A 23,782-nucleotide genomic window follows, 5' to 3' on the forward strand; every position below is an offset into this window, starting at 1 on the left:
ATGCGCGCGACACCGTCGCAGTTGGACGTGACATCGTGCGTCGTTTGCGGCGCGCCCGCTCGCCTGGCTTGTGCGATGTCGGCATGATCAAGAGCAAAGACCCGCTCGACCGCCTGACCCCGTTCGGCTGGCGCGGCGGCGTTGCGATCGTGCTGCTGCTCTCCATCGTCTCGTTCGTCGCCGCCGGTTGTTTCACCGTCTATTGGCGCAATGCCGACATGGACTTCATGGTGATCTACAACGCGCTCGCCATGAACGATGGCGGCGCGCAGGTGTTCTTCGATCACCCGGCCTACCTCACCATCCTCTCGGTCAAGGCCTGGTTCGCCGGTCTTCACCGTCTTGGCCTGCTCGACGCCTGGACCTTGTCGGCGATCCCGCCTGCGTCGGACCGCACTGCCTTCGATGCGGCGATGACATCCGCGGTCCATGCCGGGCGCGTCGCCGCGCTGCTCACCGCGAGCGGCATTCTCATCGCTTTTACCGCTCTGGCGCGCCGCCTCGTGTCGGACTGGCGCATCGCCATGCTCGCCGTGACCGCCTTCGCATTCTCCGGCGGCGTGCAGATGCATCTGCGCATCCTGCGCAGCGAGATGATCGCCGCGTCGTTCTGCATCCTCGCTTTGATGCTGCTGATCATCGCCGCGCGCCGCGCCGGTCCCGCGCGCCCGCTCGTGGTCGGACTGGCCGCGCTGCTCTGCATGCTCGGGCTCACCAACAAGGTGCATGCGATCCTGCTGATCGCCGCGATCCCCGTTCTCTTGCTACCGTTCGGCTGCGAGACGAGTGCCAGCGTCGCGTTCTGGCGGACGCCGCGGGCCTGGGCGGCCGTGCTGGCCGCGGCGCTCGCGGCGATCGTCGCGGCGACCGCCGCCTGGCCGCTGCTCGCCACAGGCTTGGCGGCGGTCAACGCCGCCGGGGCCGGCCTCAAGCCGCTGCTGCTGGGGCGTTTCGGCGTCTATCAGGCTGCGCTGCTCGGTGTCATCGCAGCCTGCATGGTGCTGTACGCCCGGCTGTGGCGCGTGAGCGCGGCCGAGACGCTCGCGGCCCTGCTCATGGCCATGGCCGGCGCAAGCCTGGGCCTGCTGTCGCTCGATCTCAGCTACGACCTCAATGATGTCGTCGTGGTGCTCAATCCGCTGGAGAAGATGATCACCTATGTCGACGCGCCCGAGGCCGCCGGCAGCATCAGCGGCGCCATCGGCCTGCTGCTGTCCGGCGTGCTCGGTGTGATCAGGCGTTATACCTTCATCCTGCAATCGTCGGCCCGGCCCACCGTGTTCCTGACCTGGCTGATCATCCCTGGCATCGTCGTCGCTATCAGGCGCGGCGAGCGGCAGGCCGCGCTGCAGGCCACGCTGCTGATGCTCGCCGCGATCGGCATCGACACGCTCGGCGTCCGCCGCGGCCTGAAGGTCGAGTACTTCGTCTTCACCGATCCCCTGATCGTCATCGCCGGCATGATCCTGCTCGATCGCCTGATCGACCTGCGCCTGTCCCCCTTCGCCTATCCGATCGGCGCCACGCTGCTGGTGCTGCATGTCGCCATCAGCCAGGCCGAGCCGGTCAAGATGGCGCTGAAGCGCCAGGGCCCCGAGACGATCTGCGAGTGGAACGGGTACTATTTGCCGCGGCTGGCGCTGCCCTGGTGCGCGCCGAGCGGTCCGTCGAGGACCTGACCATGCGCCGGCGCGGTCAGCCCGATTGCGCCGATCGCGTCTTGCGCCGCAGCGGCTTGACCGGTGCGAAGATCGCCGCGAGATCCTCGCTCTCCGCGCTTTCGGTGGCGTCGAGCCGCAGCCGGCCCTCGACATGCAGGAAATGCTCGCGCGACACCGCAATCGCGCGCAAGAGGTCGCGGTCGCGCAGCGCCGCGACGATGGCGCCGTGCTCGTCGACCGCGCAGATCGACTGCGCCGCCGGCTCGTACACCGAGACCATCACCGAGGAGCGGCTGAGCAGATCGCCAAGCATGCGCGACAATTCGGGATTGCCGAGCGCATCGACCAGATGGACATGAAACGCGCCGGACAGCCGCACCGAGGCGGCGCGGTCGCCGCGCTGGGCGGCGGCGCGCTCCTCGGCGAGATGCGCGTCGAGGCGGGCGAGCAGGAGATCGTCGATCCGCAGCACCAATTGGCTGAGCACGCCGGCCTCGAGCACCCGATGCGCCTCATAGACCCGCCTGACATCCTCGAGCGTCGGCCGCGGCACCCGGGCGCCGCGGTTCGGGATCATCTCCAGCCGCCGCTCCGCGCCGAGCCGGTGCAGGACTTTCCGGATGCGCTCGCGCGACACGCCGAAGATCGACGCCAGCGGCGTCTCGGCGAGCTTGGTGCCGGCCTTCAGCTTGCCCTCCAGCAGCGCGCGCAGAATGGCCTGATACACCGCCTCATCCTCGGCGGGATTGGCCTTTCCGATTCGCTGCACGCCCATGGTCATGCGCCACTGCTAAGCCCAAAGGCGCGGCAGGTCATCTCCAAAGAATGTGCACATTCTGCCTCGCGCCGGGCAGCGCGGCGAATGGGGGAAGCACGCAAGCTTCTGACAAAACTGATAAATCAAAAATGTGCACATTTGGCACGGCGCTTGCTGATCTCCCGGTACAAGCCACGCGACAGCTCACACGGGATTTCCTCATGCACGCCTTCTCCCGCCGCAGCCTTCTCAAGACCGGTGCGGCCTTCGCCGCCAGTTTCGCCGCGCCCGCGCTGGTGCGCGCCGCCCCGAAAGAGATCGTGATCGGCGGTCCCGCCGGCGCCGCCAAATATTTCAACGCCGATTTGTTTCCGGTGCTGGAGAAGAAGCTCGACTGCAAGGTGCTGTACGAGGGCACGAATTCGCTGACCAATCTGCAGAAGATGCAGGCCGACAAGGCGAGCCCGAAGATCTCGGTCGTGATCATGGACGATCCGGTGATGCTGCCCGCGGCGGCCGAAGGCCTGATCACCAAGATGTCGTCCTCCAGCATTCCCAATCTCGGCAAGCTGGTCGGCGACGCCGTGCACCAGGACGGCATGTGGGCCAACTACCAGAAGCCGTGGGCCGGCATCGCCTACTCCACCAAGCGCGTGAAGACGCCGCCGGTGAGCTGGGCCGAGCTGTGGGACGCGAAATACGACTCCAAGATCGTGGTGCCGTCGCTGTCCAACACCGAAGGATTCTGGACGCTGCTGGCGGCCGCGCATCTCGAGACCGGCAAGCCCTACAAGGAGGCGCAATACGACATCGACGCCGGCTTCAAGAAGATCAAGAGCCTGAAGGCCAATCTGCTCAACGTCTATACCAACGCGCCGCAGGCCATCAATCTCTTGGAGCAGGGCGAGGCCTGGATGATCGGCGGCCAGTTCTCGGCCTACACGCTCATCCGCAAGGCGGATGGATCGCCGGTCGATCTCGCGATTCCGAAGGACGGCGGCTTCTCGATGCCGTCGGGCATCGCCAAGGTGACCGGTGCTCCGGCCGGCGATCTCGCCGACGCCGTGATCGACTTCTATCTCAGCCCGGAGGCGCAGAGCATTCTCGCCAAGACGGCCTTCATCGCGCCGACCAACCAGGCGACGCCGCTACCCGCCGGCTATCCCGATCCCGCATCCTTGTTCGCGCCGGACTGGGCGTTCATCGCCAAGAACCGCGCCGGCTGGGTCGACCGCTGGAGCAAGGAGATGACATGAGCGAGGCCGCGCCGCATCTCGTCATCAGCGGAGTTTCGAAGCGCTATGGCGCGGCGACCGTGCTCGAGCGCGTCGACCTCACCATCCGGCGTGGCGAGCTGGTCACCTTGCTCGGCCCATCCGGCTGCGGCAAGACCACGCTGCTGCGCGCCATCGCCGGCCTCGCGCCGCCGGACGGCGGCACGATCGCGCTCGCCGGCCGCGACGTCACCCATGTGCCGCCGCACCGGCGCAATGTCGGCGTCGTGTTCCAGAGCTACGCGCTGTTTCCGCATCTCACCGTCGCCGGCAACGTCGCGTTCGGCCTGAAGGTGCGCGGCACGCCGAAGGCCGAGATTGGGCGCGCGGTCGAGCGGGCGCTTTCGCTGGTCAAGCTCGGCCATCTCGGCAGCCGCCGCATCTCGGCGCTGTCGGGCGGCCAGCAGCAGCGTGTCGCGCTTGCGCGCGCGATCGCGGTGGAACCCGACGTACTGCTGTTCGACGAGGCGCTGTCGGCGCTCGATCGCAAGCTGCGCGAGGAGATGCAGGTCGAGCTGCGCCGCCTGCTGCAGGAGGTCAAGGCGACCGCGATCTTCGTCACCCATGACCAGGACGAGGCGCTGACGATGTCGGATCGGGTCGCGGTCATGAACAAGGGCCGCATCGAGCAGCTCGCCGAGCCGCGCGAGCTGTATGCCCGGCCCGCCAGCCTGTTTGCGCTCAACTTCGTCGGCCTGTCGACGCGCATCGCGGGACAGGTGGTCGGCGGTCAGGACGGCATGGTCGACGTCGTGACGCCGGTCGGCCGTCTCTCGGCGCGCGGCGCATTCCAGCCGGGCGCGTCGGTGATTGTCGCGACACGGCCGGAGCAATTGCGTCTCGGTGCTGTCGATGGTGCGAACTCTGCGGCCGGCCGCGTGCGCTCGGTCGTATTCCAAGGCTCGCGGACGCTCGTCGATGTCGACGCCGGGGCCGGCGCGAGCCTGCTGGCCGAGCTGTCGGGCCGCGAGGCGGAGCTGCCGCGCGTCCATGACGAGGTCCGCTTCGCCTGGCCGGTCGCCGAGACCTTCGCCTTCGCCGCGGAGGCGTCGCCATGACCGACGCCGTGCTGCCGGCGCCCGTCGTCAAGCCCGCGCCGGATCGCGAGCGGCTCGCCGCGTTCGGCTTTGTCGCGCCTTCGGTGCTGATAACAGCGCTGGTCTTCGTGCTGCCGCTGGCGCTGCTGCTCGGCGTCAGCGTGCTCGACCCGAAGGGCGGCCTCACCGTTGCACATTATGTTCGGCTGCTCGGCACACCCTATTATCTCGGCGTCATCTGGAACTCGCTGCGGCTCGGCCTGCTGACGACATTGATCGCCTTCCTCGTCTCTTATCCCGCGGCCTTCGCGCTCGCGCGTGCGCGCGGGCCGTTGCGCTCGATCCTGCTGGCGACGCTGTTCCTGCCGCTCGCCGCGTCCGTCATCGTCAAGGCCTTCGCCTGGACCATCCTGTTGCGCAGCGATGGCCTGATCAACACCGTGCTGATCGCGCTCGGGATCATCGAGGATCCGATCCGGATGATCTTCACCCAGACCGCGCTGATCGTCGGCGCCGTCAACATCTTCCTGCCGTTCATGGTGCTGCCGATCTACGCTGTGGTGGCGCAGCTCGACGGCCGTTACGCGGAGGCCGCGGCGACGCTCGGCGCCTCGCCGCTCGTCGTGTTCTTTCGGGTCATCCTGCCGCTGACCCTGCCCGGCATCATCGCCGGCGTCGCGCTGGTGTTCTCGCTCTCGGTCTCGGCCTACGTCGTGCCGACGCTCTTGATCGGCGAGAAATACCCGACGCTCGCCACCACCATTGCGAAGGCCTATCTGCTGGCGCGCGAGCCCGGCTTCGGCGCCGCCGCCGGGGTCGTGCTGCTCGCCATCGCGGTGATCGTCGTGGCGCTCAGCGCCATGCTGTCGCGGGAGCCGAAATGATGACGCGCACAGCCATCATCATCTGCTGGGTGCTCGCGATCGGGCTCGCGCTGTTTCTGCTGTTGCCGCTGGTCGTGATCGCCGCCGCCTCGCTTTCGCCGACGCCGGTGTTCGACCTGCCGCTCTCAGGCGCATCGACGCGCTGGTATGGCCGCATCGGCCGGCTCGACGGCTTCTGGCCATCGCTGTCGCTGTCGCTGCAGATCGCGCTGCTGTCGACCGCGCTGTCGCTGATCGCCGGCACGCTGGCGGCCATCGCGATCGCCCGCGGCAAGTTGCCCGGCGCAACGGCGCTCGGCACGCTCTTGGTGTCGCCCCTGATGATGCCCGGCCTCGTGCTCGGCATCGCGCTGCTGCAATATTTCCGCATGATCGGCTTCACCGCGACCTGGAGCGCGCTGCTCGTCGCGCATCTCGTCGTGACCCTTCCTTACGTCGCGCGCACCATGATCGCTGGCCTCTCGCGGTTCGACTTCACCCTGATCGAGGCCGCGCGCACGCTGGGCTGCACCTATGCCGGCAGCGTGCTGCGCGTGATGGTGCCGGCGCTGGCGCCGTCGTTCCTGATATCAGGCCTGTTCAGCCTGCTGGCCTCGTTCGACAACTATCCGGTCTCGATCTTCCTCACCGATGTCCGCTCCAAGACGCTGCCGATCCGCATGCTGCAATATATCGAGGAGGCGCCCGATCCGACGCTCGCCGCGCTCTCTACCCTCATTCTCGCCGGCACGCTGGTGCTGCTGCTGATCAGTGATCGCCTGGTCGGCCTGCACCGCATGGCCGGAACCGCGGATTGATCCGATGAGCTCACAACCCGCCTTCCGCCGTGATCTCACAGGCTACGCCGGCCATCCGCCGCACCCGCGCTGGCCGAACTCCGCGCGCGTCGCGGTGTCGCTGGTGGTGAATTTCGAGGAGGGCTCGGAGTTCTCCATCTCCGACGGCGATGCCAGCAACGAGGCGATCTATGAGGTCGTGCACCGGCTCGACGGCCCCGATCCCTGCATCGACAGCCATTTCGAATACGGCACGCGCGCCGCGTGGTGGCGCATCATGGACCTGTTCGACGCCCATGGCGTCAAGGTCACGGTCAGCGCCTGTGGCCGCGCGGTGGAGCGCTCGCCGAATCTGGCGCGCGATGCGGTCGCGCGCGGCCACGAAGTGTCGGCGCATGGCTGGCGCTGGCAGAGCCACGCCGACATGGGTGAGGCCGAGGAGCGGCGCGTGATCGCGCGCACGGTCGAAACCATCCAGCGCGTCACCGGACATCGGCCGCTCGGCTGGCACACGCGCTCGGCAACCTCGCCGAACACGCGCCGTCTGCTGGTGGAGGAGGGCGGCTTCCTCTACGACAGCGACGCCTATAACGACGATCTGCCGTACTACCTCGATGTCGCCGGCCGGCCGCATCTCGTGCTGCCCTATGCCTTCGACAGCAACGACATGCAGTTCTTCAACGGCTCGCGCTTCCGCGGCGCCGATTTCGCCGACTACGTCATCGACGCCTTCGACTGGCTGGCGCGCGAAGGCGCCAGCGCGCCGAAGATGCTGTCGATCGGGCTGCATCTGCGGATGATCGGCCGCCCCGGCCGCATCGGCGCGCTCGACCGCATCCTTGCGCATATCACCGGCAGCGGGGCCGCCTGGGTCGCGCCGCGCGCCGACATCGCGCGACACTGGCTCGCAAACGTGCCGCCGGCGCGCTGACGCTCAGTCGTCCTCCGCGAGATCGTCCGGCGTCAGCGGCAGCTCGATGTCGCCGCCTTCGCCGGTGGCGAGATCGCGCTCGTCCTCCGACGGAAGCTCGGCCTCGGCTTCGTCGAGCGGCCAAAGGCCGCGGTCGTGTCCGTTGCGTGGCGTCATGGCAGGTCCTTCCGGCGGGATAAGCGCTGCGGCGCGCATTGGTTCAAGCCGGCGTGTCCGTGCTGCGACGGTCTGGCGCGGTCCGGTTCCGGCGACTACATGTGCGAGGCCATGGTCGATCCATCAGCCCTGAAATCCTTCCTCGACAGCCACAGCCGCATCGTCGTCCTCACCGGCGCCGGCTGCAGCACCAATTCCGGCATTCCCGATTATCGCGACACCGACGGCCAGTGGAAACGCACGCCGCCGGTGACCTATCAGGCCTTCATGGGCGCGGAGGAGACGCGCCGGCGCTATTGGGCGCGCAGCATGGTCGGCTGGCGCCGCTTCGGCCGCGCCCAGCCCAACGGCGCGCATCGCGCGCTGGCGCGGCTGGAGGCGCAGGGCAGGAGCTCGCTGCTGGTAACGCAGAACGTCGACCGCCTGCACCAGGCCGCCGGCGCCAGCAACGTCATCGACCTGCACGGCCGGCTCGACCGCGTGCGCTGCATGGGGTGCGGCGCGACCCTGTCACGCGCCGAATTCCAGGACGAACTGGCGCACGCCAATCCGCTCTGGCTCGCGCATGATGCCGCTGACGCGCCGGATGGCGATGCCGATCTGGACGGCGTCGATTTCACCGATTTCACCGTGCCGGCCTGCCAGGCCTGCGGCGGAATTCTCAAGCCGGATGTCGTGTTCTTCGGCGAGACCGTCCCGCGCGAAATCGTCGCGACCGCGCGCGATCACGTCGACCAGGCCGACGCGATGCTCGTCGTCGGCACCTCGCTGATGGTTTATTCCGGCTTCCGCTTCGTCCGGGCCGCCGCCGACCGCAACATCCCCATCGCCGCCGTCAATCTCGGCCGCACGCGGGCGGATGATCTGCTGTCGCTGAAGGTCGAGGCGCCGTGCGACGAGGCGCTGGCGTTTTTGTTGGAGGGGTAGTTAGCAAGCCCAATCAGCGTAAGGCGCGAGATCTTCCGGCTTGCTCGGTCTTACCTCGCCCCGCTTGCGGGGAGAGGTCGGATTGCATCGTCAGATGCAATCCGGGTGAGGGGGACTCTCAGCACGGTCGGTGGGCGTGGCTGCCCCTCACCCCAACCCTCTCCCCGTGAAGAACGGGGAGAGGGAGCGCACCGTCGTCGGTGCGAGAGCTGGGCTCACACGAGCCAAACAACCTACCGCGACTGCGGCTCCTCGCGCTGCTCGATGCGGTCCTTGTTGTTGACCTGCTCGCCTTCCGGCTTGCCGACATCGATGGTCTTCCCGGCCTGATTGCCGGGATTGTAGTGGAACTTGCCTTCTTGATGCTCGCCGGGCTGCTTCTGGTTCGGATTGACGTTGTCGGCCATGGGGATCTCCTCGGGACTGTTCCGTTGTCCCGGCGACAACGGCCCGAGGTCACCCCGGTTCCGTCACGCCCCCGTCACCCGCCAGATGCAGTTGCCGACGTCGTCGGCGACCAGCAACGATCCGTCCGGCCCGAGCGTGACGCCGACTGGGCGGCCATAGGAGAAGCTCTCGTCGGGCGCGAGGAAGCCGGACAGGATGTCGCGGGCCGGGCCGGAGGGCTTGCCGTTCTCGAACGGAATGAACACCACCTTGTAGCCCGACAGCTTGCTGCGATTCCACGACCCGTGCTGGCCGATGACCATGCCATCGGGGAAACCGGGCAGGGTGCCCTTAGGCAGCCAGCACAGGCCGAGCGAGGCGGTGTGGCCGCCGAGCGCGTAGTCCGGCGTCAGCGCGGTCGCGACCAGCGCGGGGTCCTGCGGCACGCGGTCGTCGACCGTCTTGCCCCAGTAGCAATAGGGCCAGCCATAGAAGCCGCCCTCGCGCACGGATGTGAGGTAGTCCGGCGGCGTCTCGTCGCCGAGCCCGTCGCGCTCGTTGACCACGGTCCACAGCACCCTGGTCGACGGCTCGAAGGCGAGCCCGACCGCATTGCGGAGGCCGGCCGCGAAGATGCGCGATGCGCCGCTGGCGATATCCAGCTCATAGATGCAGGCGCGGCCTTCCTCCACCTCGAAGCCCTGCTCGGCGATGTTGCTGAGCGAGCCGACGCCGGCATAGATCTTGGTGCCGTCGGGGCTGACCAGCAGGCTGCGCGTCCAGTGTCCGCCCGGCTTGAACGTGGTCAGCCGCTTGCCGGCGGCGCTGATGCGCTCGGCGCCAGCGGAGTAGGGGAAGGCGACGATGCCGTCGGTGTTGCCGACATAGAAGGTGTCGCCGACCAGCGCCATGCCGAACGGCTGGCTGAGATTCTCCATGAACGCGTTGCGCTTCTCGGCGGTGCCGTCGCCGTCGGCATCGACCAGCCGCGTGATGCGGTTGGCGCTGACGCCGAGCGCCGCGGCGCGGCGCATCGTCGCCTGCATCGCGTAGCCGAACATGTTGCGCACCGGGCTCGGCACCTGCGTTGCCTCCGCGATCAGCACCGACTTGTCCGGCATCGCATAGATCCAGCGCGGATGATCGAGCCCGGTCGCGAACGCATTCACCTTCAGCCCCGGCGCCGCCACCGGCTTCTCGCCGTCCTTCCAGCCGCGCGCCGTCGGCATCTTCAAGGTCGGCAGCATGCCCTGCGGCTTCGCTTGCGGAATCTGCGGCGCCGCCCCCCACGCCGGCTGCGGCGTGTCCCCCTGCAATTTGCGCCACTGCAGCGCCGCATTGCCAACCAGCGCGACACCGCGCGCGACGATGGAGGAAAGCGTGGTCATGGGAGTCCTGTCGGGCTTGGGCAGACGGATGTGGCGAGTGGCCATCGGGCGATGGCGGAAGACGACGTTGTTATGATCTACCATGCCCATCGTGACAACTGCGTACGTCGCGGACGGGGGCTGCGGAACCCGCCACGAATGTCGGCCATACGAGCGATGCGAATGCTCCTCTCCCCCTTGCGGGGCTAGCGTGAGAACACATCTCGAAGTCGGATTCAGTCACTTCATGCACGGACGGTAGGCTCCCTCTCCCCGTCCTTCACGGGGAGAGGGTTGGGGGGGCAGCCCCACCCACCGACCGTGCGGAGAGCCCCCTCACCCGGATTGCATCTGGCGATGCAATCCGGCCTCTCCCTGCAAGCGGGGCGAGGTAAATCCCGTCGCGGCCAAGATGTGTGCTGAAACTAGCCCCTTTGCGTGGAGGGGGCGGTGGCCCCACGGGCGGCGTGAATAGCCGACGGCCTGCGGCGCACGGCTCTCGGCGTCTCGACGATTCTTCTTGCTAAATTTCCGAAATCATGCTCTACTCGTTCCATCCCGTCCTCATGCAGAGGGGCGTACGCGTCGTCACGATACGTTGAGGCGGGGAGCGGTGGCCGCGGGCCTGTCAGGTGCTTTTGCGCTGGACGATTGGCAAGCCTGCGGACGGTCAAGCCGTGTGGTCCTGGCGCCCCGATGCTGGCGCTAAGCCTCGCTGACATGACGTGTCACGAGGTGACGGGGGCAAACAAGCCCGGTCCCCGGGGAGAGCGCGGAGCAGCCGTTAAACCCATCGCGCAGGGAGGGCCGGGTCTGTCCGGCTGGACCTGTGGTACCTGCCGCCTGCAATTTTTTCCGCAGGCGGGCCACGGGCCTCAGTCGAGGCCCGGCCTTCCCTGCGCCCTCGGCCTTTTCGGAGGGTGTTGCCGAACATGATCTCGGGTGTGCCAGCGCCGCGGGAGGCTTTGGTGTGTGTATGTGGGATGCATTGGTGATGGACGGCGGCGATGCCGACCGGATTGTTGGAGATGCAAGACGTGAGAGTCGATCTGCCGCGCCACCGGCAGTGCGCTCCCTCTCCCCGTTCTTCACGGGGAGAGGGTTGGGGTGAGGGGCGGCCGCACGGGTGGTGTATGTCGTGGACACCGGCCTACGAGTTCGATGAGCCTGCGACGTGGCGTCGTATGTGCCATGCCCCTCACCCGGATTGCTTCGCAATCCGACCTCTCAGCGCGAGCGAAGCTCGTCGCGCCCCCGCGAAGGGCGGGGAGAGGTTGCACCGCGCGAGCCGCGAGCTCGAACTGGCAAAGCGTGGCGTCGTCATCGAATTGCGCTACACTGGCTGCAACAATTGCGGCGTGCGCGAGTTGCGCGGCGGGATCACTGGAGGAGGCGGAGTGCGGATGGCGGGGGTGATCTTTTTACGCGTGACGGCATCGGATGCGGCGCGCATCGCAGTGGGACCAGCAAAGCAAATCACCCCATCTGTCCGGTTCATGGTGAGCCGCGGAGCACGCCGATGACCACGCTCGACATCTCCGCCTTCACCCAGCATGGCTTACGCGAGAGCGTGCTCAACGAGGTGCATGCGCGGCCGTTCACGCCGCTGACGCCGCCGGTCTCCGTGATCCGCTTCGCCGTCATGGCGACAGGCGACAGCGCGAATGCAGACCGCGACAGCCTCGCGTCGTTCTGCGCAAAGCATGGCGCGCCGGCGCCAGAACCCGGCATCAAGCATCACCAGGTGGTCATCGGGTCCGCGCGGCTGCGCTGGGAGCAGCATTCGGAGTTCGCGACCTTCACCTGGATCTGGAGCCCACCGGCCACTGCGCCGAAGCTCGCCTTCGGCGAGATCGCGCCGGAGCTGCAGGCGTTGATCGCCTCGCTGAAACTGTCCGGCGAACTGCTGGTCGCGGTCAAGCTCGGAGTCGAGAGCGTCACCGATCCGGTCAGACGTGCGGAAGCGCTGTTCGACAAGAGCAGTCTCGCGCTCGTCGCCGTGAAGGGCTCGATCGGCGCGCTCGCCTCCGACTTCCGTCTCGATGCCGACGGCTTCACCCGCATCCTCGTCTGCATCGAGGGGCCGACGCCGGAGCGGCTCGGGGCGCTGGTGCAGCGCGTGCTGGAGCTCGAGACCTATCGGACGCTGGCGCTGCTCGGCCTGCCCGCCGCGCTGGAGCTGGCGCCGCAGGTCGACCGCATTGAGCGGCGGCTCGGCGAGGTGCTCGCGGAGATGCAGGGCGCCGAGACGCTGAAGATCAACAACCATTTGCTCGACGAACTCACCGAGCTTGCGGCCTCGCTGGAGCGTGGCGCCACCGGCTCGCTGTTCCGCTTCGGCGCCAGCCGCGCCTATTGGGACCTGGTGCAGGCGCGGCTCACCGTGATCGAGGGCGAGCCGATCACGCCCTATTCGAGCTGGTCGTCGTTCCTGTCGCGGCGCATCGCGCCGGCGATGCGCACGCTCAACACCTTGGAGCGGCGGCAGGACAATCTGTCGCGCAAGCTGGCGCGCGCCGCCGACCTGCTGCGCACCCGCGTCGACGTCGAGCTCGAGGAGCAGAACCGCGACCTGCTGCGCTCGATGAACGAGCGCACCAAGCTGCAGCTGCGGCTGCAGAGCACGGTCGAGGGCCTGTCGGTAGCCGCCATCGGCTATTACGTCGTCAGCCTGTTCGGCTACCTCGCCAAGGGCGCGCACGATGCCGGCCTGCATGTCGAGCCGAGCTTCGCCACCGCCGCCTTCGTGCCGGTCGCAATCGCGCTGATCTGGTTTACCACCCACCAGATCCGCAAGCGGCATCTGAAGGAGGACCACGAGGCGGAGAAGGCGGGCAAGGAGTGAGGGCAGGGCGCTTGCCAGCATGCCCAGGGGCGGCTAAGCGGCATGCTGGTTTTCAAGGGGCAATGCGACGATGAGCGGCACGACGATCGACTTTCTGGTTCACGCTGACGGAACAGCGGCGCGGCAGCCGGTCACGCTGAACCGCCTCGTCATCGCCGGCTGGACCGGGCGCGATCCGGTCGCGCGCGACAAGCACATCGCCGAGCTGGAAGAGCTCGGCATTCCCCGCCCGGCGACGACGCCGATCTATTACGAGGTCGCGGCGAGCCGGCTGACGACGGCCGATCTTATCGAGGTGTCCGGCGGCGAATCCTCCGGCGAGGTCGAGTTCGTGCTGGTGAAGTCCGGCGGCCGGCTGCTGGTCGGCGTCGGCTCCGATCATACCGACCGCAAGGTCGAGACCTACAACATCACCGTCTCCAAGCAGATGTGCGACAAGCCGGTCGCGCCTGAGCTGTGGCTGGTCGACGACGTCGCCGCGCATTGGGACCGGCTGATGTTGCGCGCCTACGCCACCATCAATGGCGAGCGCGTGCTGTACCAGGAGGGCGCGCTGAGCGGCATGCTGGCGCCGTCCGATCTGATCGCGCGCCGCTATGGCGAGGCCGGACTGCCCGAGGGCGCCGCGATGTTCGGCGGCACCTTCGCCGCAAAGGGCGGCATCCGCCCGGCCGACCGCTTCGAGTTCGAGCTGGCCGACCCCGTGCTGAACCGCGTCATCCGGCACGGCTATGCGATCGCGCAGCTCGTCATCGCCGGCTGAGCACGTGCGCGCGGTCACGTTCGCGTGCGTCGATAAAGGTTGACCAACAGACCGCGGCGCGTCGTCGCGGTCTGACTCCACTGATCACGGCGCGCGCAGGCGTTGCAATCGGCAAGGGCCTGTTAAGCAAGACCGCCTAGGGTGCCCCAGTGTGCCATCACGGACCAAAGTCTTGTTTCGCGTTCTGGTCCGGCACACGCCTGTTTCGACATGAGACGCGTTGCGGCTTGCCGATCCTTAACTGATCCTTACTTGATAGCAGTCGATTCGATGGATCGGAGGAGAAGGGCGATTAACTAGAAGTTTAGGATTGGTTTTGTGCGCGTGAACGCCTCCCTTAAGGGTTTGTTCAAATACCCCGGGACTTGGGAGAGCGGGATGCGCGTCGCGATCGTCCACGATTGGCTTTACGTTCTGGGCGGCGCCGAGAAGGTGCTGCAGGAGATCCTGCGCTGCTATCCCGGCGCCGACGTCTTCACGCTGTTCGACCTGCTGCGTCCCGAAGACCGCGCCAGGCTGGGGTTTGAAAAGTCGCACACCAGCTTTCTGCAGAACATGCCGGGCCTGCGGAAGTATCACCGCTCCTATCTGCCGCTGATGCCAATCGCGATCGAGCAGCTCGATCTGTCGAGCTACGATCTGGTCATTTCGAGCAGCTGCGCGGTGGCCAAGGGCGTGCTGACCGGGCCTGAACAGCTGCACATCGCCTATGTGCATTCGCCGATGCGCTACGCCTGGGACCTGCAGCACCAGTATCTGCAGGAGAGCGGCTACGCGACCGGGGTCAAAGGCCTGATCGCCCGCGCCCTGCTACACAAGATGCGGATCTGGGACGCGCGCACCGCGCACGGTCCCGACGCCATCTTCACCAATTCGCAATTCGTCGCCCGCCGCATCAAGAAGATCTACGGCCGCGACGCCAAGGTGATCTATCCGCCGGTGACCATCGCGCAGCGCGATGCGATTCTGCCCGTCGGCAACCACTTCCTCGCCGCCAGCCGGCTGGTGCCCTACAAGCGCATCGAGCCGATCGTGCGCGCCTTCAACACGATGCCCGATCTCGAGCTGGTCGTGGCCGGCGACGGCCCGGAGGCGGCGCGGCTCAAGTCGATCGCGGGACCGAACGTGACATTCGCGGGCTTCGTGCCCGACAAGCAGCTCCGCGACCTCATGACCACCGCCCGCGCCTTCGTGTTCGCGGCGGAAGAAGATTTCGGCATCATCCCCGTGGAAGCTCAGTCCGAAGGCGCGCCGGTGCTGGCGCTCGGCCGCGGCGGCGCGCGGGAGTCGATCCTCACGACGGGACCGCGGCCGACCGGCATGTTCTTCGAGACGCCCGAGCCCGAGGCGATCGCCGCCTGCGTGCGGGCTTTCGTGGCCAAGGAGAAGACGATCTCGCGTCTCGATTGCCGCCAGCGCGCCAGCTTCTTCTCGGCCGAGCGCTTCCGCAGCCAGTTCGTCGCGGCGGTCAACGAGGAGCTCGACAGTTTCCGTGACGGCCATCAGGGCCGCGCGACGCGGCTGATTGCGTAGTGTTGATATGTGGTGCGAGTGCAGATCATGAGGCAGGCGGCTCTCAACGAGGCGTTCTCCGGCTTTGATGCCGTGGCCCGGATCTGGCGCCGCCGCGGCGTGTTCGCGATCGTCGCGGGTGCGGTGCTGGCGTTGGCCGTCGCGGCGCTCGTCCTGCTGCCGGTGCGCTATCTCGCCACCGCCTCAGTGATCATCGCCGAGCAGGAGCCGGGGGCCAACACGTCGGCCGCCTGGGCGCAGAAGATCGGCGATCCCGCCGACATGGAAAGCCAGCTGCTGGTGATCCGCTCGCCGCGGCTGCTGCGACAGATCATGTCCGCGCCCGGCGTGGTCGACGCCGTGGTCGGCGAATGCGAGCGCGGTCGCCTGCTCGGGTCGGTGGAGGCGTGCCAGCGCCTCAAGACGGATGTCAGCGCCTTCATCGATCACGTCGACGGCCGCTTCAGTGTCGCCTCCGCGGGCCGTTCGCGCGTCATCAACATTTCCTATCAGTCGAGCAGTCCGGAGGTGGCGCAGACGCTCGCGAATGCGCTGACCCAGACGTTCCTGGAGGACCAGCGCACCGAAGGCGCCAACAGCCGCGAGGTCGCGAGCTCCTGGCTGTGGCAGGAGCTGAAGCAGCTCGACCAGCAGCTGCGCGAGGCCGACGACAAGATCCAGAAGTTCCGCCGCACCAAGGGCCTGATGCGCGGCGCGAATGCGCCGATCTCCTCGGAGCGGCTGACCAGTATCGGCCAGCAGCTGTCGCAGGCGGAAGCCGCGCGCGCCGAGGCGGCGGCCCGATTGCAGGAGATCAAGTCGGAGCAGGAGCGCGGACCGACAGATGCGCCATCGGTGCTGCAGAGCCGCACCATCGCCGATCTCAAGCAGCAGCTCACGACGGTGAGCGCGCAGCTCGCCAGCGCGGCCGGCGTGCTCGGGCCGAAGCATCCGTCGATCCTGGCGCTGACGCGCGAGCAGGCGACGATCCAGCAGCGCCTGGTCGAGGAGATGCAGACCATCGCGGCCAGCGCGCAGAAGACCTTCGACGCCAATAATGCGCTGGTGAATTCGCTCAAGAAGCAGATGGACACGGCGAAAGCCGAAGCCGGCTCGGCTTCGCTGGACGAAGCCTCGATCGAGAGCATGGTGCGCGACACCGAGATCAAGCGCCAGCAATATGCCGAGCTCTACAAGAAGGCGAGCGAACTCGAGACCGAGCGCCGCGTTCTGCGCGGCAGCACGCGTCTCGTCAGTCTCGCGGAACTGCCGAGCAAGCCGTTCTTCCCGAAAAAGCTGCCGTTCCTGGCCGCCGGCTTGACGCTCGCCATGATCTTCGGCGTCGGCGCAGCGCTGCTCGCCGATCAGTTCGGCGCGCGACGGATCAGACAGCCCGTTCCCGACGCAGACTCGGCGCCGTCGCCGCAGGTCGCCGCGCCCGAGGCCGATGCGGCGCCAGCCATCGTACCGGAGACGCCCGCGGTCGCCACGACGTCTCCGGACGTGGAGACGCCGCCGTTGGCGCCGGAGCGAAAATCTCACCTGCCGAGCGTCGCCGACGTGTCGATCCTGGCCTGTCTGCCGCGGCTGAAGTCGCTGCGCCAGATGTCCGCGCTGGGCGCCATCCTGCAGGGGCACCGGCCGCTCGCGATCCCGCACGTGCTGCGCCTCGCGTCCGAAGACAACGAGTTCCAGCACACACTGCACGACCTCCTCCACGAGCTCGGCATCGAGCAGCCGGGACGGCCGCTGCGCCTCGTCGTGACCTCTCCCGATGCGGGCGACGGCAAGACCACCACGGCCTGCGCGCTGGCGGAACATCTGGCGGCCGCCGGACGGCGCGTGCTGCTGGTGGAGTGTGACATCGCGCATGCCTGCTTCGCCGAGATCATGGCGCTGCCGCGGAGCGCCGGATGGCTGGGCGCGCTCGAGCACGGTACGCCGCTGCGCGAGGCCGTGCTGCGCACCGAGCATCCGTGTCTCGACGTCCTGCCGGCCGGTGCCATCCACGGTCCCGTCGGCGACATTCTCGATGCGGTCGGGCTCGATCACCTGCTCGGCGGTCTCGATGGCTATGATGCCGTCATCGTCGACACCCTGCTGCCGTCGCGACGCGACGACTTCCTGGCGGGCACGGACTGGGTGATCGTCTGCGTGCGCAGCGATCGCTCGCTGATCGAGCCGGCGGTCGCGACGGTAAACAAGAGCCGGGCGCTCGGAGCCGTCGACGTCGGCATCGTCGTCACGATGACCGATGCCGAGCCCCGCAGCGGGTCCGTTGTCGAGGCCCCTGCCTACGCCGAGGTCGGGTGATGTCGACCGAGCGCGTGCTGTTCGTCGACCATACCGGACAGATCGGCGGCGCCGAGCTGATCCTGCTGGACGTCGTGCAAGGCCGCAGCGATTCGAGCGCCTTCCTGTTCGAGCCGGGGCCGCTCGGCAACGCCCTCTCCGAGCGTGGGCTCCCCGTCGTGACGTCGCGCTGGGGCCGTGGGCTGGCGCAGTTCCGCCGCGACAGCTCGTGGCTGAAGGCGCTGCCGCTGTTCGGCCGATTGGCCGCAATCACCGTCGAACTCGCGCGTACCGTTCGCCGTCACGACGTCGTCTACGCCAACTCGCAGAAGGCGTTCGTGCTGTCGGCGATCGCCAATCTCGCCGCGCGCCGGCCGCTGATCTGGCATCTGCACGACATCATCAGCCCCGCCCATTTCGGCGCGCTGCAGCGTCGCATCCAGGTGTTCCTGGCCAACAGCTTCGCGGCCAAGGTCATCGTGCCGTCCGGGGCGGCGGCGTCCGCCTTCATCGACGCCGGCGGACGGCGCTCCCTCGTCGAGGTCGTACCAAATGGCCTCGCCGTCGAGCCGGTGCCGGTGTCCCGGCAGGAGCTGCGACAGCGGCTCGGCCTGCCGACGGCTCCGCTGGTCGGCGTCTTCAGCCGGCTCGCGCAGTGGAAGGGGCAGCATGTCCTGATCGAGGCGCTGGCGAGGCTGCCGGGTGTTCACGCCATCATCGTCGGCGACGCGCTGTTCGGCGAGCAGGCCTATGCGGCCGAGCTGAAGCGCCAGGTCGCCGCACTCGGTCTCGGCGACCGCGTCCACTTTCTCGGCCATCGCGGCGACGTGCCGATGCTGATGCAGGCCGTCGACGCGATGGTGCATCCCTCGATCGATCCAGAGCCGTTCGGCCGCACCCTCGTGGAGGCGATGCTGGCCGGCGTGCCGGTGATCGCGACCGATGCCGGCGCGGCTCCGGATATTCTCGAGCACGGCCGGGCCGGCATGCTCGTCCCGCCCGGTGATGTCGGCGCGCTGGCCGAGGCCCTGGATCATGTGCTGGCCGAGCCGGAGCTGCTCAAGCCGCAGCTCGACTACGCGTCGCGCCGGGCGCGGACGCACTACAATCTCGCGCGCATGCTCGAATCGATCGGGCTTCTGATCCGCAACGTCCGCGCGGGGGCGGCGGCGTGAGCGCCTCCCGTCCGTCGCTCAAGCGCTTCAGCGCGCTGCTGATCAGCGGCGCGCTGGCGAGCAAGATGCTCGGCTTCGCCCGCGAGGTGCTGATGGCGCATGTACTTGGCGCCTCGCTGATCGCCGACGGCTTCCGCGCCGCCATGACCGCCGTGCTGATCCCGCTGGCCTTCCTGCAGAACGAAAGCGTGCCGGCGATCATGATCCCGATGCATCGCGAGGCGTTGCAGCGTCCCGATGCCGCGCGCAGTCTCGGCGCCCTGACGATCGTCATTGCGGCGGTCTCGACGCTCGTGACCGCGGTGATCTTGCTGCTCGGCGAAATCTGGGTGAACGCGGTGGTCGGCGGCTTCTCGGCTGAAGCGCACCAGCTCACTCTGCATTTCGTCCGCATGATGTCTTTCGCCATGCCGGCCTCGGCCGTGCTGAATGTTCTCGCGGCCGGCGAGATCGCGCTCGGGCGGACGCGGTTGACCAATCTGCGCGCGAGCCTGCTGAACATCGCCGTGATCGGGGGTATCGGCCTGCTTGTGCTGTCCGGCGATCCCTACATGCTCGCCTGTGCCTTCACCGTCGCATTCAACGGCCTCGCGGCCTGGGGCCTGTTCTCGCTGTGGCGCGAGGGCGAGCTGAGCTTCTCCGGCCTGACCGTCCGCATGATCGTCGACAAGGCGTTCGAATTCTTCCGCCGGCTGCGCGTGCTGCTGGCGCTGCCCCTGGCGGAGCAGGGCAATGTCTGGATCGAGCGCTTCACCGCGTCGCGGCTGACCACCGGTGCCGTCGCCTCGCTCGACTACGCCCGCTCCCTGACGGAAAGCGCGCTGCTGCTCATCAGCCAGCCGCTCGGCATGGCGGTGCTGTCGCAGCATGCGCCACGCGATCCGCGCGCGCAGACCGAGGCCCTGCTGCGGCCGCTGCTCGCGATCACGCTGCCGGCTTCCGCCTTCCTCCTGGTGTTCGCGACCGACATCGTCCGCCTGATCTATTTCCGCGGCGCCTTCGGCGACGAGGCCCTGCTGTTGACGTCGCACGCGTTGAAGGGCATCGCCTGCGGCGTCTGGGCGGCAACCCTCGGCTGGATCCTGATCCGCCTGCTCAACGGCGCCGGCCGCAACGGCGTCGCGGCGCTGATCATCGTCTCGGCCTATCTCGCCAATATGGGCTTCAATCTCCTGATGCCGCTGTTCAGCCCGTCACCGGCGGCAGGCATGCAGTTGCTCGGAATCGGCGAGGCGATCCGCAGCCTCGTGCTGTTGACCGGCGTGGTGTTCGTGCTCGGCGATGCACGCAGGCTGCTGCTCGTGATCGGGCTGGCGCTGCTGCCGGCGGCGCTGATGGCCGTGCTCGGCATGATGATCCAGAACGCCGTGCCCGGGCTGCTGCCGCGGCTGTGCGCCGGCGGAGCGGCCTATCTTCTCTGTCTCGCGTTCGCCATCGGAATTCTGCTGCCGGGTGTGTTGGGCGCGGCGCTCCGGCATGTTCGCCGCACATTCAAGATGAAGGGAGAGCTCAGTTGACCCTGTTGGCCCTCGCTGCAGCCAAGGCCATCACGGCCTCCGGTGCGTTCATGCTCCCGCTCGCCAAGGCGGCCGACCGCGTGCTCGGTCCGCGCGGCTGTCTGCTGACCTTTCATCGCGCGGCGACAGCGGAGCAGTGGGAGCGGCTGCCCAATCGCGACTTCTACGTCGATGCTGATTTCCTGGATCGCTTCCTCGGCTATGTCGGCGAGCAGGGCTGGGACGTCGTGACCATCAGCGAGGCGCTGCGCCGGACGGCGAGCCAGGAGCCCTGCGGCCGCTACGTCAATTTCTCCATCGACGACTGCTATCGGGATACGTATGAGCTGCTGGTGCCCGTCTTCCGCCGGCACAACGTCCCCGTCACCCTTTTCGTGACCACCGGCATTCCCGACAATACGCTGGCGCTCTGGGCCGCGGGATTGGAAGATGCGCTGCTGCGCAGGGATCACGTCGTGATCGACGGCGAGCGCATCGCGCTGTCGAGCCTGGAGCAGCGCCGGGCGCTGTTCGCGCAGGTCGCATCGCGCTGGGACGGCCCGCAGGCGGCCGCGTGCTATGCGGCCTTCTGCGCCGCCAACGCGATCGATATCGAGGCGATGCATTGGCGGCACGCGATCTCCTGGGACATGCTCGATGAGCTGGCGCGCGATCCCCTGGTCGAGATCGGCGCGCATACCGTGTCGCATGCGCGGATCTCGTCGCTGCCGCCCGAGGCCGCGCTGCGCGAGCTCGCCGAGGCGCGGCTTCGCCTGAACGCACGTCTCGGCATCGATGTCCGGCACTTCGCCTTCCCCTATGGGCGCGCCGCCGATTGCGGACCGCGCGACTTCGCGCTGGCACGGCAGGCCGGTTTCGCCAGTGCGGCGACGACGCGGAAGGGTCTGCTCCAGAGCGGTCAGGATGCGTTCTCGATCCCGCGCAACACCATGAACGGCGCGCATCGCTCGCTCGCGGCGATGGAGCTGCATCTGACGGGTCTCAGCGGTGCCGCGGCGAAGGTGATGGGCCGTGTCTAGCAGGTCGCGCCTGCGTATCGTCTCGATCGCGCATCCCGCCACCAGCAGCGAGGCCGGACGGCTGCGCTACCGCCATCTCGCGGCGCGGCCGGATGTCGACCTGCATCTGGTCATGCCCGAGGTCTGGAAGGAGTTCGGCCGCACGATCACCGCGCCACCGGCCGACGACGGCTTTCCCGTGCACCGGCTGCCGATCCGGCTGTCCGAGGCCGGGCCGATGAAATGGTATCTGCATTTCTATCCGGTGCTGCACCGCCTGCTGCGTGACCTCGATCCCGACGTGATCCATCTGTGGGAGGAGCCGTGGAGCATCGTGGCGCTGCAGGCGCAGCTGCTGCGCGGGCGCGCCGCCCTGGTGCTCGAAGTCGACCAGAACATCCTGAAGCGGCTCCCTCCGCCGTTCGAGACCATCCGCAAATACGTGCTCGGGCGGACCGATCACATCCTCTCGCGGAGCCCCGAGGCCACCCGCGTGGTGCAGGCCCGCGGCTATTCCGGCCCGGTCACCCCGATCGGCTACGGCGTGGATCTCGCCACCTTCACGCCGGCGGGTGATGGTACGCGCAGGACCGCCGGCGCCACTCTGCGGCTCGGCTATGTCGGCCGGCTCGTGCCCGAGAAGGGCCTCGACGATGCGTTGGAGGCGCTGGCGCGGAGCAGGTCGGCGGCGACGCTCAGCATCCTCGGCGAAGGTCCGCACGAGGCGCATCTGCGCCGGCGCGTGGCCGAGCTTGGCTTGGGCGAGCGGGTCACGATTCAGGGATGGGCGCCGCCCGCGGAGGTCGCAGCGTTCCTGCGCGGTCTCGATGCGCTGCTGCTGCTCACGCGAACGACGGATGCGGTGCGCGAGCAGTTTGGCCGCGTCATCATCGAGGCCCAGGCCTGCGCCATTCCGGTGATCGGATCGACCTGCGGCGCCATTCCGGATGTCGTGGGCGACGGCGGCTGGATCGTGCCCGAGCGGGATCCCGCTGCGCTGTCAGCTCTGATCGATACGCTGAGCGGTGAGCCTGGCGAACTGGCGGCGCGAGGCAAGGCGGCCCGTGCGAACGTGCTCCGCCGCTTCACCTACGATGCCGTTGCGCTGGCGATCGAAACGGCGTGCCGTGCCGCCGATCAGGCGCGATCGTCCGCCCACGTCGGGCGCCCGCAATCGCTGCAGACCAGTTGCTAGGTCTCTGCCGGCAGCGCCACCGCGGTGCGGCCGGACTCGCGTTTGGCGGCGTCGATCTTCCGCAGCAGGTCGATATATTGCAGGCCGATGTGGTCCCAGCCGTATCGCTGCGCGGTCGCAGAGGCGCCGTCCTGAAGCCGACGCATCAGCATGGGATCGGCGAAGGCCGCTGCAAGCTTGGTTGCGATGTCGGCGCCGTCGGGGGCGATGCGGAAGCCGTTGATGCCATCCTGCAGATAATCCTCGATCCCGCCGACGTGCGTGGCGAACACCGGCACCGCGCAGGCCATGGCTTCCATGCAGACCAGCGAGAATGTCTCGTAGCTCGTGGGAAGCACGAAGGCATCGGCGGCCGAGTAGAGCGCGGGCATGTCCGACCGGGAGCCGGCAAAGACGAGGCGCTGCTGGGCGGTGCGCGCCATCCTCCGATAGGGCGCCGGATTGTCGGAGCCGACGACCAGCAGCCACGTGTCGCCGCCGAGTTGCTCGAGCGCGCCGATCACATGCGCCAATCCCTTGCGGCTGAATTCGTGACCGACGAACAGCAGCACGCGCGCGTCGTCTGGAATTCCGAACTCCTGGCGGATGGCCTGTCCGCGCGCGGCGTCGCGCCGGAAGCGTGCGAGGTCGATGCCGTTCGAGATCACGTGGATGCGTGCATCCGGCACACGGTAGAAGCGCTGCAATTCGGCTGTGACGCGCGACGACACCGCCACGAACGCCCGATAGCGCAGGCCGCCGATCATGAAGCGGTCGCGCAGGCTCACCCACAGATGCATCGGGTTCAGCATCCAGCGCCAGCTGCCGGCCGCGCGCTTCTCGATGAGGCTCTGCGCATTGACGGCATGAACGATCAGGACGTCGCCCTTCAGGCTGTCGCCATGACTGACGACAACGACGTCGGGATGTCGCGCGAGCGCGCGTGTCGCGGCCAGCGTGAACAGCGGCACGACGATGGCGCGGCCGAGGTGACGGAACAGTCCGCGCGTCGGAATGCGCGCCAGCCACGGCGCAACGCGCTCGACCTTGATCGTGTGCTCGAGGTTTTCCGCGACCGCGCTCGCCAGCACGACATTGGATAAACCATGTCGACCGAAAACGCGCGCCAGCTCGATGGCGACGGTTTCGACGCCGCCGGCATTGCTTATCTCTTGAACGACCTGGACGATCTCAAACGTCATAACGAAAATCTATGGGATCAGACATTGCGACTTCGTTCCAATCTGTTGGTCGTTAGCACAGCCCTGTTAACGTTTGGCTTGTTGCTATACGTGTCCAGCGCGCGCGCCGGGGACACCGAAGCGGCTGAGCTCCGGGTCAACCAGCGG

At 67.9% G+C, this 23,782-nt stretch carries 20 protein-coding genes; 15 read left to right on the forward strand and 5 right to left on the reverse strand.

All coding sequences use genetic code 11. The annotated features are described in order from the left end of the window. Positions 1–83 precede the first annotated feature (83 nt). Positions 84–1,679: a hypothetical protein gene (locus ACQR1Y_RS30470; protein WP_434879255.1), complete on the forward strand. Its 1,596-nt coding sequence runs from the start codon at positions 84–86 to the stop codon at positions 1,677–1,679. 16 nt (positions 1,680–1,695) lie between these two features. On the opposite strand, the gene ACQR1Y_RS30475 is transcribed toward ACQR1Y_RS30470, so the two are convergent. Further along, positions 1,696–2,442 carry a GntR family transcriptional regulator gene (locus ACQR1Y_RS30475; protein ID WP_434879254.1) on the reverse strand — a complete coding sequence of 249 codons (747 nt, stop codon included), beginning with the start codon at positions 2,440–2,442 and terminating at the stop codon, positions 1,696–1,698. Positions 2,443–2,639: 197 nt separating this feature from the next. Here ACQR1Y_RS30475 and ACQR1Y_RS30480 point away from each other — a divergent pair, with 197 nt between their 5' ends. From ACQR1Y_RS30480 to ACQR1Y_RS30500, 5 genes are read left to right on the forward strand one after another with little or no spacing between them, the layout of a single operon-like run. Beyond that, positions 2,640–3,674, forward strand: a complete 1,035-nt coding sequence (locus ACQR1Y_RS30480; RefSeq protein ID WP_434879253.1) for an extracellular solute-binding protein — start codon at positions 2,640–2,642, stop codon at positions 3,672–3,674. Further along, complete coding sequence (locus tag ACQR1Y_RS30485; protein ID WP_434879252.1) at positions 3,671–4,750, forward strand: ABC transporter ATP-binding protein; 1,080 nt, start codon at positions 3,671–3,673, stop codon at positions 4,748–4,750. Before ACQR1Y_RS30480 ends, ACQR1Y_RS30485 begins: the two co-directional genes overlap by 4 nt. Then, positions 4,747–5,613, forward strand: coding sequence for an ABC transporter permease (locus ACQR1Y_RS30490; RefSeq protein ID WP_434879251.1), 867 nt, complete (start codon positions 4,747–4,749; stop codon positions 5,611–5,613). Before ACQR1Y_RS30485 ends, ACQR1Y_RS30490 begins: the two co-directional genes overlap by 4 nt. After that, positions 5,613–6,410: an ABC transporter permease gene (locus tag ACQR1Y_RS30495; RefSeq protein ID WP_434879250.1), complete on the forward strand. Its 798-nt coding sequence runs from the start codon at positions 5,613–5,615 to the stop codon at positions 6,408–6,410. The genes ACQR1Y_RS30490 and ACQR1Y_RS30495 overlap by 1 nt, the downstream gene beginning before the upstream one ends. A 4-nt stretch (positions 6,411–6,414) precedes the next feature. After that, positions 6,415–7,320: a polysaccharide deacetylase family protein gene (locus tag ACQR1Y_RS30500; RefSeq protein WP_434879249.1), complete on the forward strand. Its 906-nt coding sequence runs from the start codon at positions 6,415–6,417 to the stop codon at positions 7,318–7,320. Between the two features lie 3 nt (positions 7,321–7,323). On the opposite strand, the gene ACQR1Y_RS30505 is transcribed toward ACQR1Y_RS30500, so the two are convergent. After that, the gene (locus ACQR1Y_RS30505) at positions 7,324–7,476 is read right to left on the reverse strand and encodes a hypothetical protein (protein ID WP_434879248.1); all 153 of its coding nucleotides are present in this window, start codon (positions 7,474–7,476) and stop codon (positions 7,324–7,326) included. A gap of 99 nt (positions 7,477–7,575) precedes the next feature. Here ACQR1Y_RS30505 and ACQR1Y_RS30510 point away from each other — a divergent pair, with 99 nt between their 5' ends. Next, positions 7,576–8,403, forward strand: coding sequence for an NAD-dependent protein deacetylase (locus ACQR1Y_RS30510; RefSeq protein WP_434879247.1), 828 nt, complete (start codon positions 7,576–7,578; stop codon positions 8,401–8,403). A gap of 233 nt (positions 8,404–8,636) precedes the next feature. Here the strand turns inward: ACQR1Y_RS30510 and ACQR1Y_RS30515 are convergent, their stop codons facing one another. Together ACQR1Y_RS30515 and ACQR1Y_RS30520 are read right to left on the reverse strand one after the other, a co-directional pair. Further along, positions 8,637–8,810: a hypothetical protein gene (locus ACQR1Y_RS30515; protein ID WP_315787228.1), complete on the reverse strand. Its 174-nt coding sequence runs from the start codon at positions 8,808–8,810 to the stop codon at positions 8,637–8,639. A gap of 63 nt (positions 8,811–8,873) precedes the next feature. Beyond that, positions 8,874–10,178, reverse strand: coding sequence for a PQQ-dependent sugar dehydrogenase (locus ACQR1Y_RS30520; RefSeq protein WP_434879246.1), 1,305 nt, complete (start codon positions 10,176–10,178; stop codon positions 8,874–8,876). A gap of 1,498 nt (positions 10,179–11,676) precedes the next feature. Between ACQR1Y_RS30520 and ACQR1Y_RS30525 the strand changes: the two genes are divergently transcribed. From ACQR1Y_RS30525 to ACQR1Y_RS30560, 8 genes are all read left to right on the forward strand, one after another. Next, positions 11,677–13,002, forward strand: a complete 1,326-nt coding sequence (locus ACQR1Y_RS30525; protein ID WP_434879245.1) for a DUF3422 domain-containing protein — start codon at positions 11,677–11,679, stop codon at positions 13,000–13,002. Positions 13,003–13,072: 70 nt separating this feature from the next. Next, positions 13,073–13,765, forward strand: coding sequence for a DUF2848 domain-containing protein (locus ACQR1Y_RS30530; protein WP_434879244.1), 693 nt, complete (start codon positions 13,073–13,075; stop codon positions 13,763–13,765). A gap of 378 nt (positions 13,766–14,143) precedes the next feature. Continuing rightward, the gene (locus ACQR1Y_RS30535; RefSeq protein WP_434879243.1) at positions 14,144–15,298 is read left to right on the forward strand and encodes a glycosyltransferase; all 1,155 of its coding nucleotides are present in this window, start codon (positions 14,144–14,146) and stop codon (positions 15,296–15,298) included. A gap of 27 nt (positions 15,299–15,325) precedes the next feature. Further along, positions 15,326–17,590, forward strand: coding sequence for an exopolysaccharide transport family protein (locus ACQR1Y_RS30540; RefSeq protein ID WP_434879242.1), 2,265 nt, complete (start codon positions 15,326–15,328; stop codon positions 17,588–17,590). Next, the gene (locus ACQR1Y_RS30545; RefSeq protein ID WP_434879241.1) at positions 17,587–18,744 is read left to right on the forward strand and encodes a glycosyltransferase; all 1,158 of its coding nucleotides are present in this window, start codon (positions 17,587–17,589) and stop codon (positions 18,742–18,744) included. Before ACQR1Y_RS30540 ends, ACQR1Y_RS30545 begins: the two co-directional genes overlap by 4 nt. After that, entirely contained in the window at positions 18,741–20,261 is a 1,521-nt protein-coding gene (locus tag ACQR1Y_RS30550) for a lipid II flippase MurJ (protein ID WP_434860318.1), read from the forward strand. Before ACQR1Y_RS30545 ends, ACQR1Y_RS30550 begins: the two co-directional genes overlap by 4 nt. Beyond that, positions 20,258–21,280 (forward strand): polysaccharide deacetylase family protein, encoded by a 1,023-nt coding sequence (locus tag ACQR1Y_RS30555; RefSeq protein WP_434879240.1) that lies wholly within the window; start codon positions 20,258–20,260, stop codon positions 21,278–21,280. Before ACQR1Y_RS30550 ends, ACQR1Y_RS30555 begins: the two co-directional genes overlap by 4 nt. Then, positions 21,273–22,454, forward strand: coding sequence for a glycosyltransferase family 4 protein (locus ACQR1Y_RS30560; RefSeq protein WP_434879239.1), 1,182 nt, complete (start codon positions 21,273–21,275; stop codon positions 22,452–22,454). The genes ACQR1Y_RS30555 and ACQR1Y_RS30560 overlap by 8 nt, the downstream gene beginning before the upstream one ends. Here the strand turns inward: ACQR1Y_RS30560 and ACQR1Y_RS30565 are convergent. Next, positions 22,451–23,635, reverse strand: a complete 1,185-nt coding sequence (locus ACQR1Y_RS30565; RefSeq protein ID WP_434879238.1) for a glycosyltransferase family 4 protein — start codon at positions 23,633–23,635, stop codon at positions 22,451–22,453. The two genes, ACQR1Y_RS30560 and ACQR1Y_RS30565, sit on opposite strands and share 4 nt — an antisense overlap. Positions 23,636–23,782 lie beyond the last annotated feature (147 nt).

It is taken from the genome of Bradyrhizobium sp. HKCCYLRH3099 (assembly GCF_051167855.1).
In the GTDB taxonomy this organism is placed as follows: domain Bacteria; phylum Pseudomonadota; class Alphaproteobacteria; order Rhizobiales; family Xanthobacteraceae; genus Bradyrhizobium.

Bases quoted from the DNA above. Each gene is read 5' to 3' on its own strand.
- ACQR1Y_RS30500 (WP_434879249.1), top strand. From the start codon at position 6,415: ATGAGCTCACAACCCGCCTTCCGCCGTGATCTCACAGGCTACGCCGGC.
- ACQR1Y_RS30485 (WP_434879252.1), top strand. From the start codon at position 3,671: ATGAGCGAGGCCGCGCCGCATCTCGTCATCAGCGGAGTTTCGAAGCGC.
- ACQR1Y_RS30480 (WP_434879253.1), top strand. From the start codon at position 2,640: ATGCACGCCTTCTCCCGCCGCAGCCTTCTCAAGACCGGTGCGGCCTTC.
- ACQR1Y_RS30490 (WP_434879251.1), top strand. From the start codon at position 4,747: ATGACCGACGCCGTGCTGCCGGCGCCCGTCGTCAAGCCCGCGCCGGAT.
- ACQR1Y_RS30495 (WP_434879250.1), top strand. From the start codon at position 5,613: ATGACGCGCACAGCCATCATCATCTGCTGGGTGCTCGCGATCGGGCTC.
- ACQR1Y_RS30565 (WP_434879238.1), bottom strand. From the start codon at position 23,635: ATGACGTTTGAGATCGTCCAGGTCGTTCAAGAGATAAGCAATGCCGGC.
- ACQR1Y_RS30510 (WP_434879247.1), top strand. From the start codon at position 7,576: ATGTGCGAGGCCATGGTCGATCCATCAGCCCTGAAATCCTTCCTCGAC.
- ACQR1Y_RS30470 (WP_434879255.1), top strand. From the start codon at position 84: ATGATCAAGAGCAAAGACCCGCTCGACCGCCTGACCCCGTTCGGCTGG.
- ACQR1Y_RS30540 (WP_434879242.1), top strand. From the start codon at position 15,326: ATGAGGCAGGCGGCTCTCAACGAGGCGTTCTCCGGCTTTGATGCCGTG.
- ACQR1Y_RS30525 (WP_434879245.1), top strand. From the start codon at position 11,677: ATGACCACGCTCGACATCTCCGCCTTCACCCAGCATGGCTTACGCGAG.
- ACQR1Y_RS30535 (WP_434879243.1), top strand. From the start codon at position 14,144: ATGCGCGTCGCGATCGTCCACGATTGGCTTTACGTTCTGGGCGGCGCC.
- ACQR1Y_RS30520 (WP_434879246.1), bottom strand. From the start codon at position 10,178: ATGACCACGCTTTCCTCCATCGTCGCGCGCGGTGTCGCGCTGGTTGGC.
- ACQR1Y_RS30515 (WP_315787228.1), bottom strand. From the start codon at position 8,810: ATGGCCGACAACGTCAATCCGAACCAGAAGCAGCCCGGCGAGCATCAA.
- ACQR1Y_RS30530 (WP_434879244.1), top strand. From the start codon at position 13,073: ATGAGCGGCACGACGATCGACTTTCTGGTTCACGCTGACGGAACAGCG.
- ACQR1Y_RS30475 (WP_434879254.1), bottom strand. From the start codon at position 2,442: ATGACCATGGGCGTGCAGCGAATCGGAAAGGCCAATCCCGCCGAGGAT.
- ACQR1Y_RS30505 (WP_434879248.1), bottom strand. From the start codon at position 7,476: ATGACGCCACGCAACGGACACGACCGCGGCCTTTGGCCGCTCGACGAA.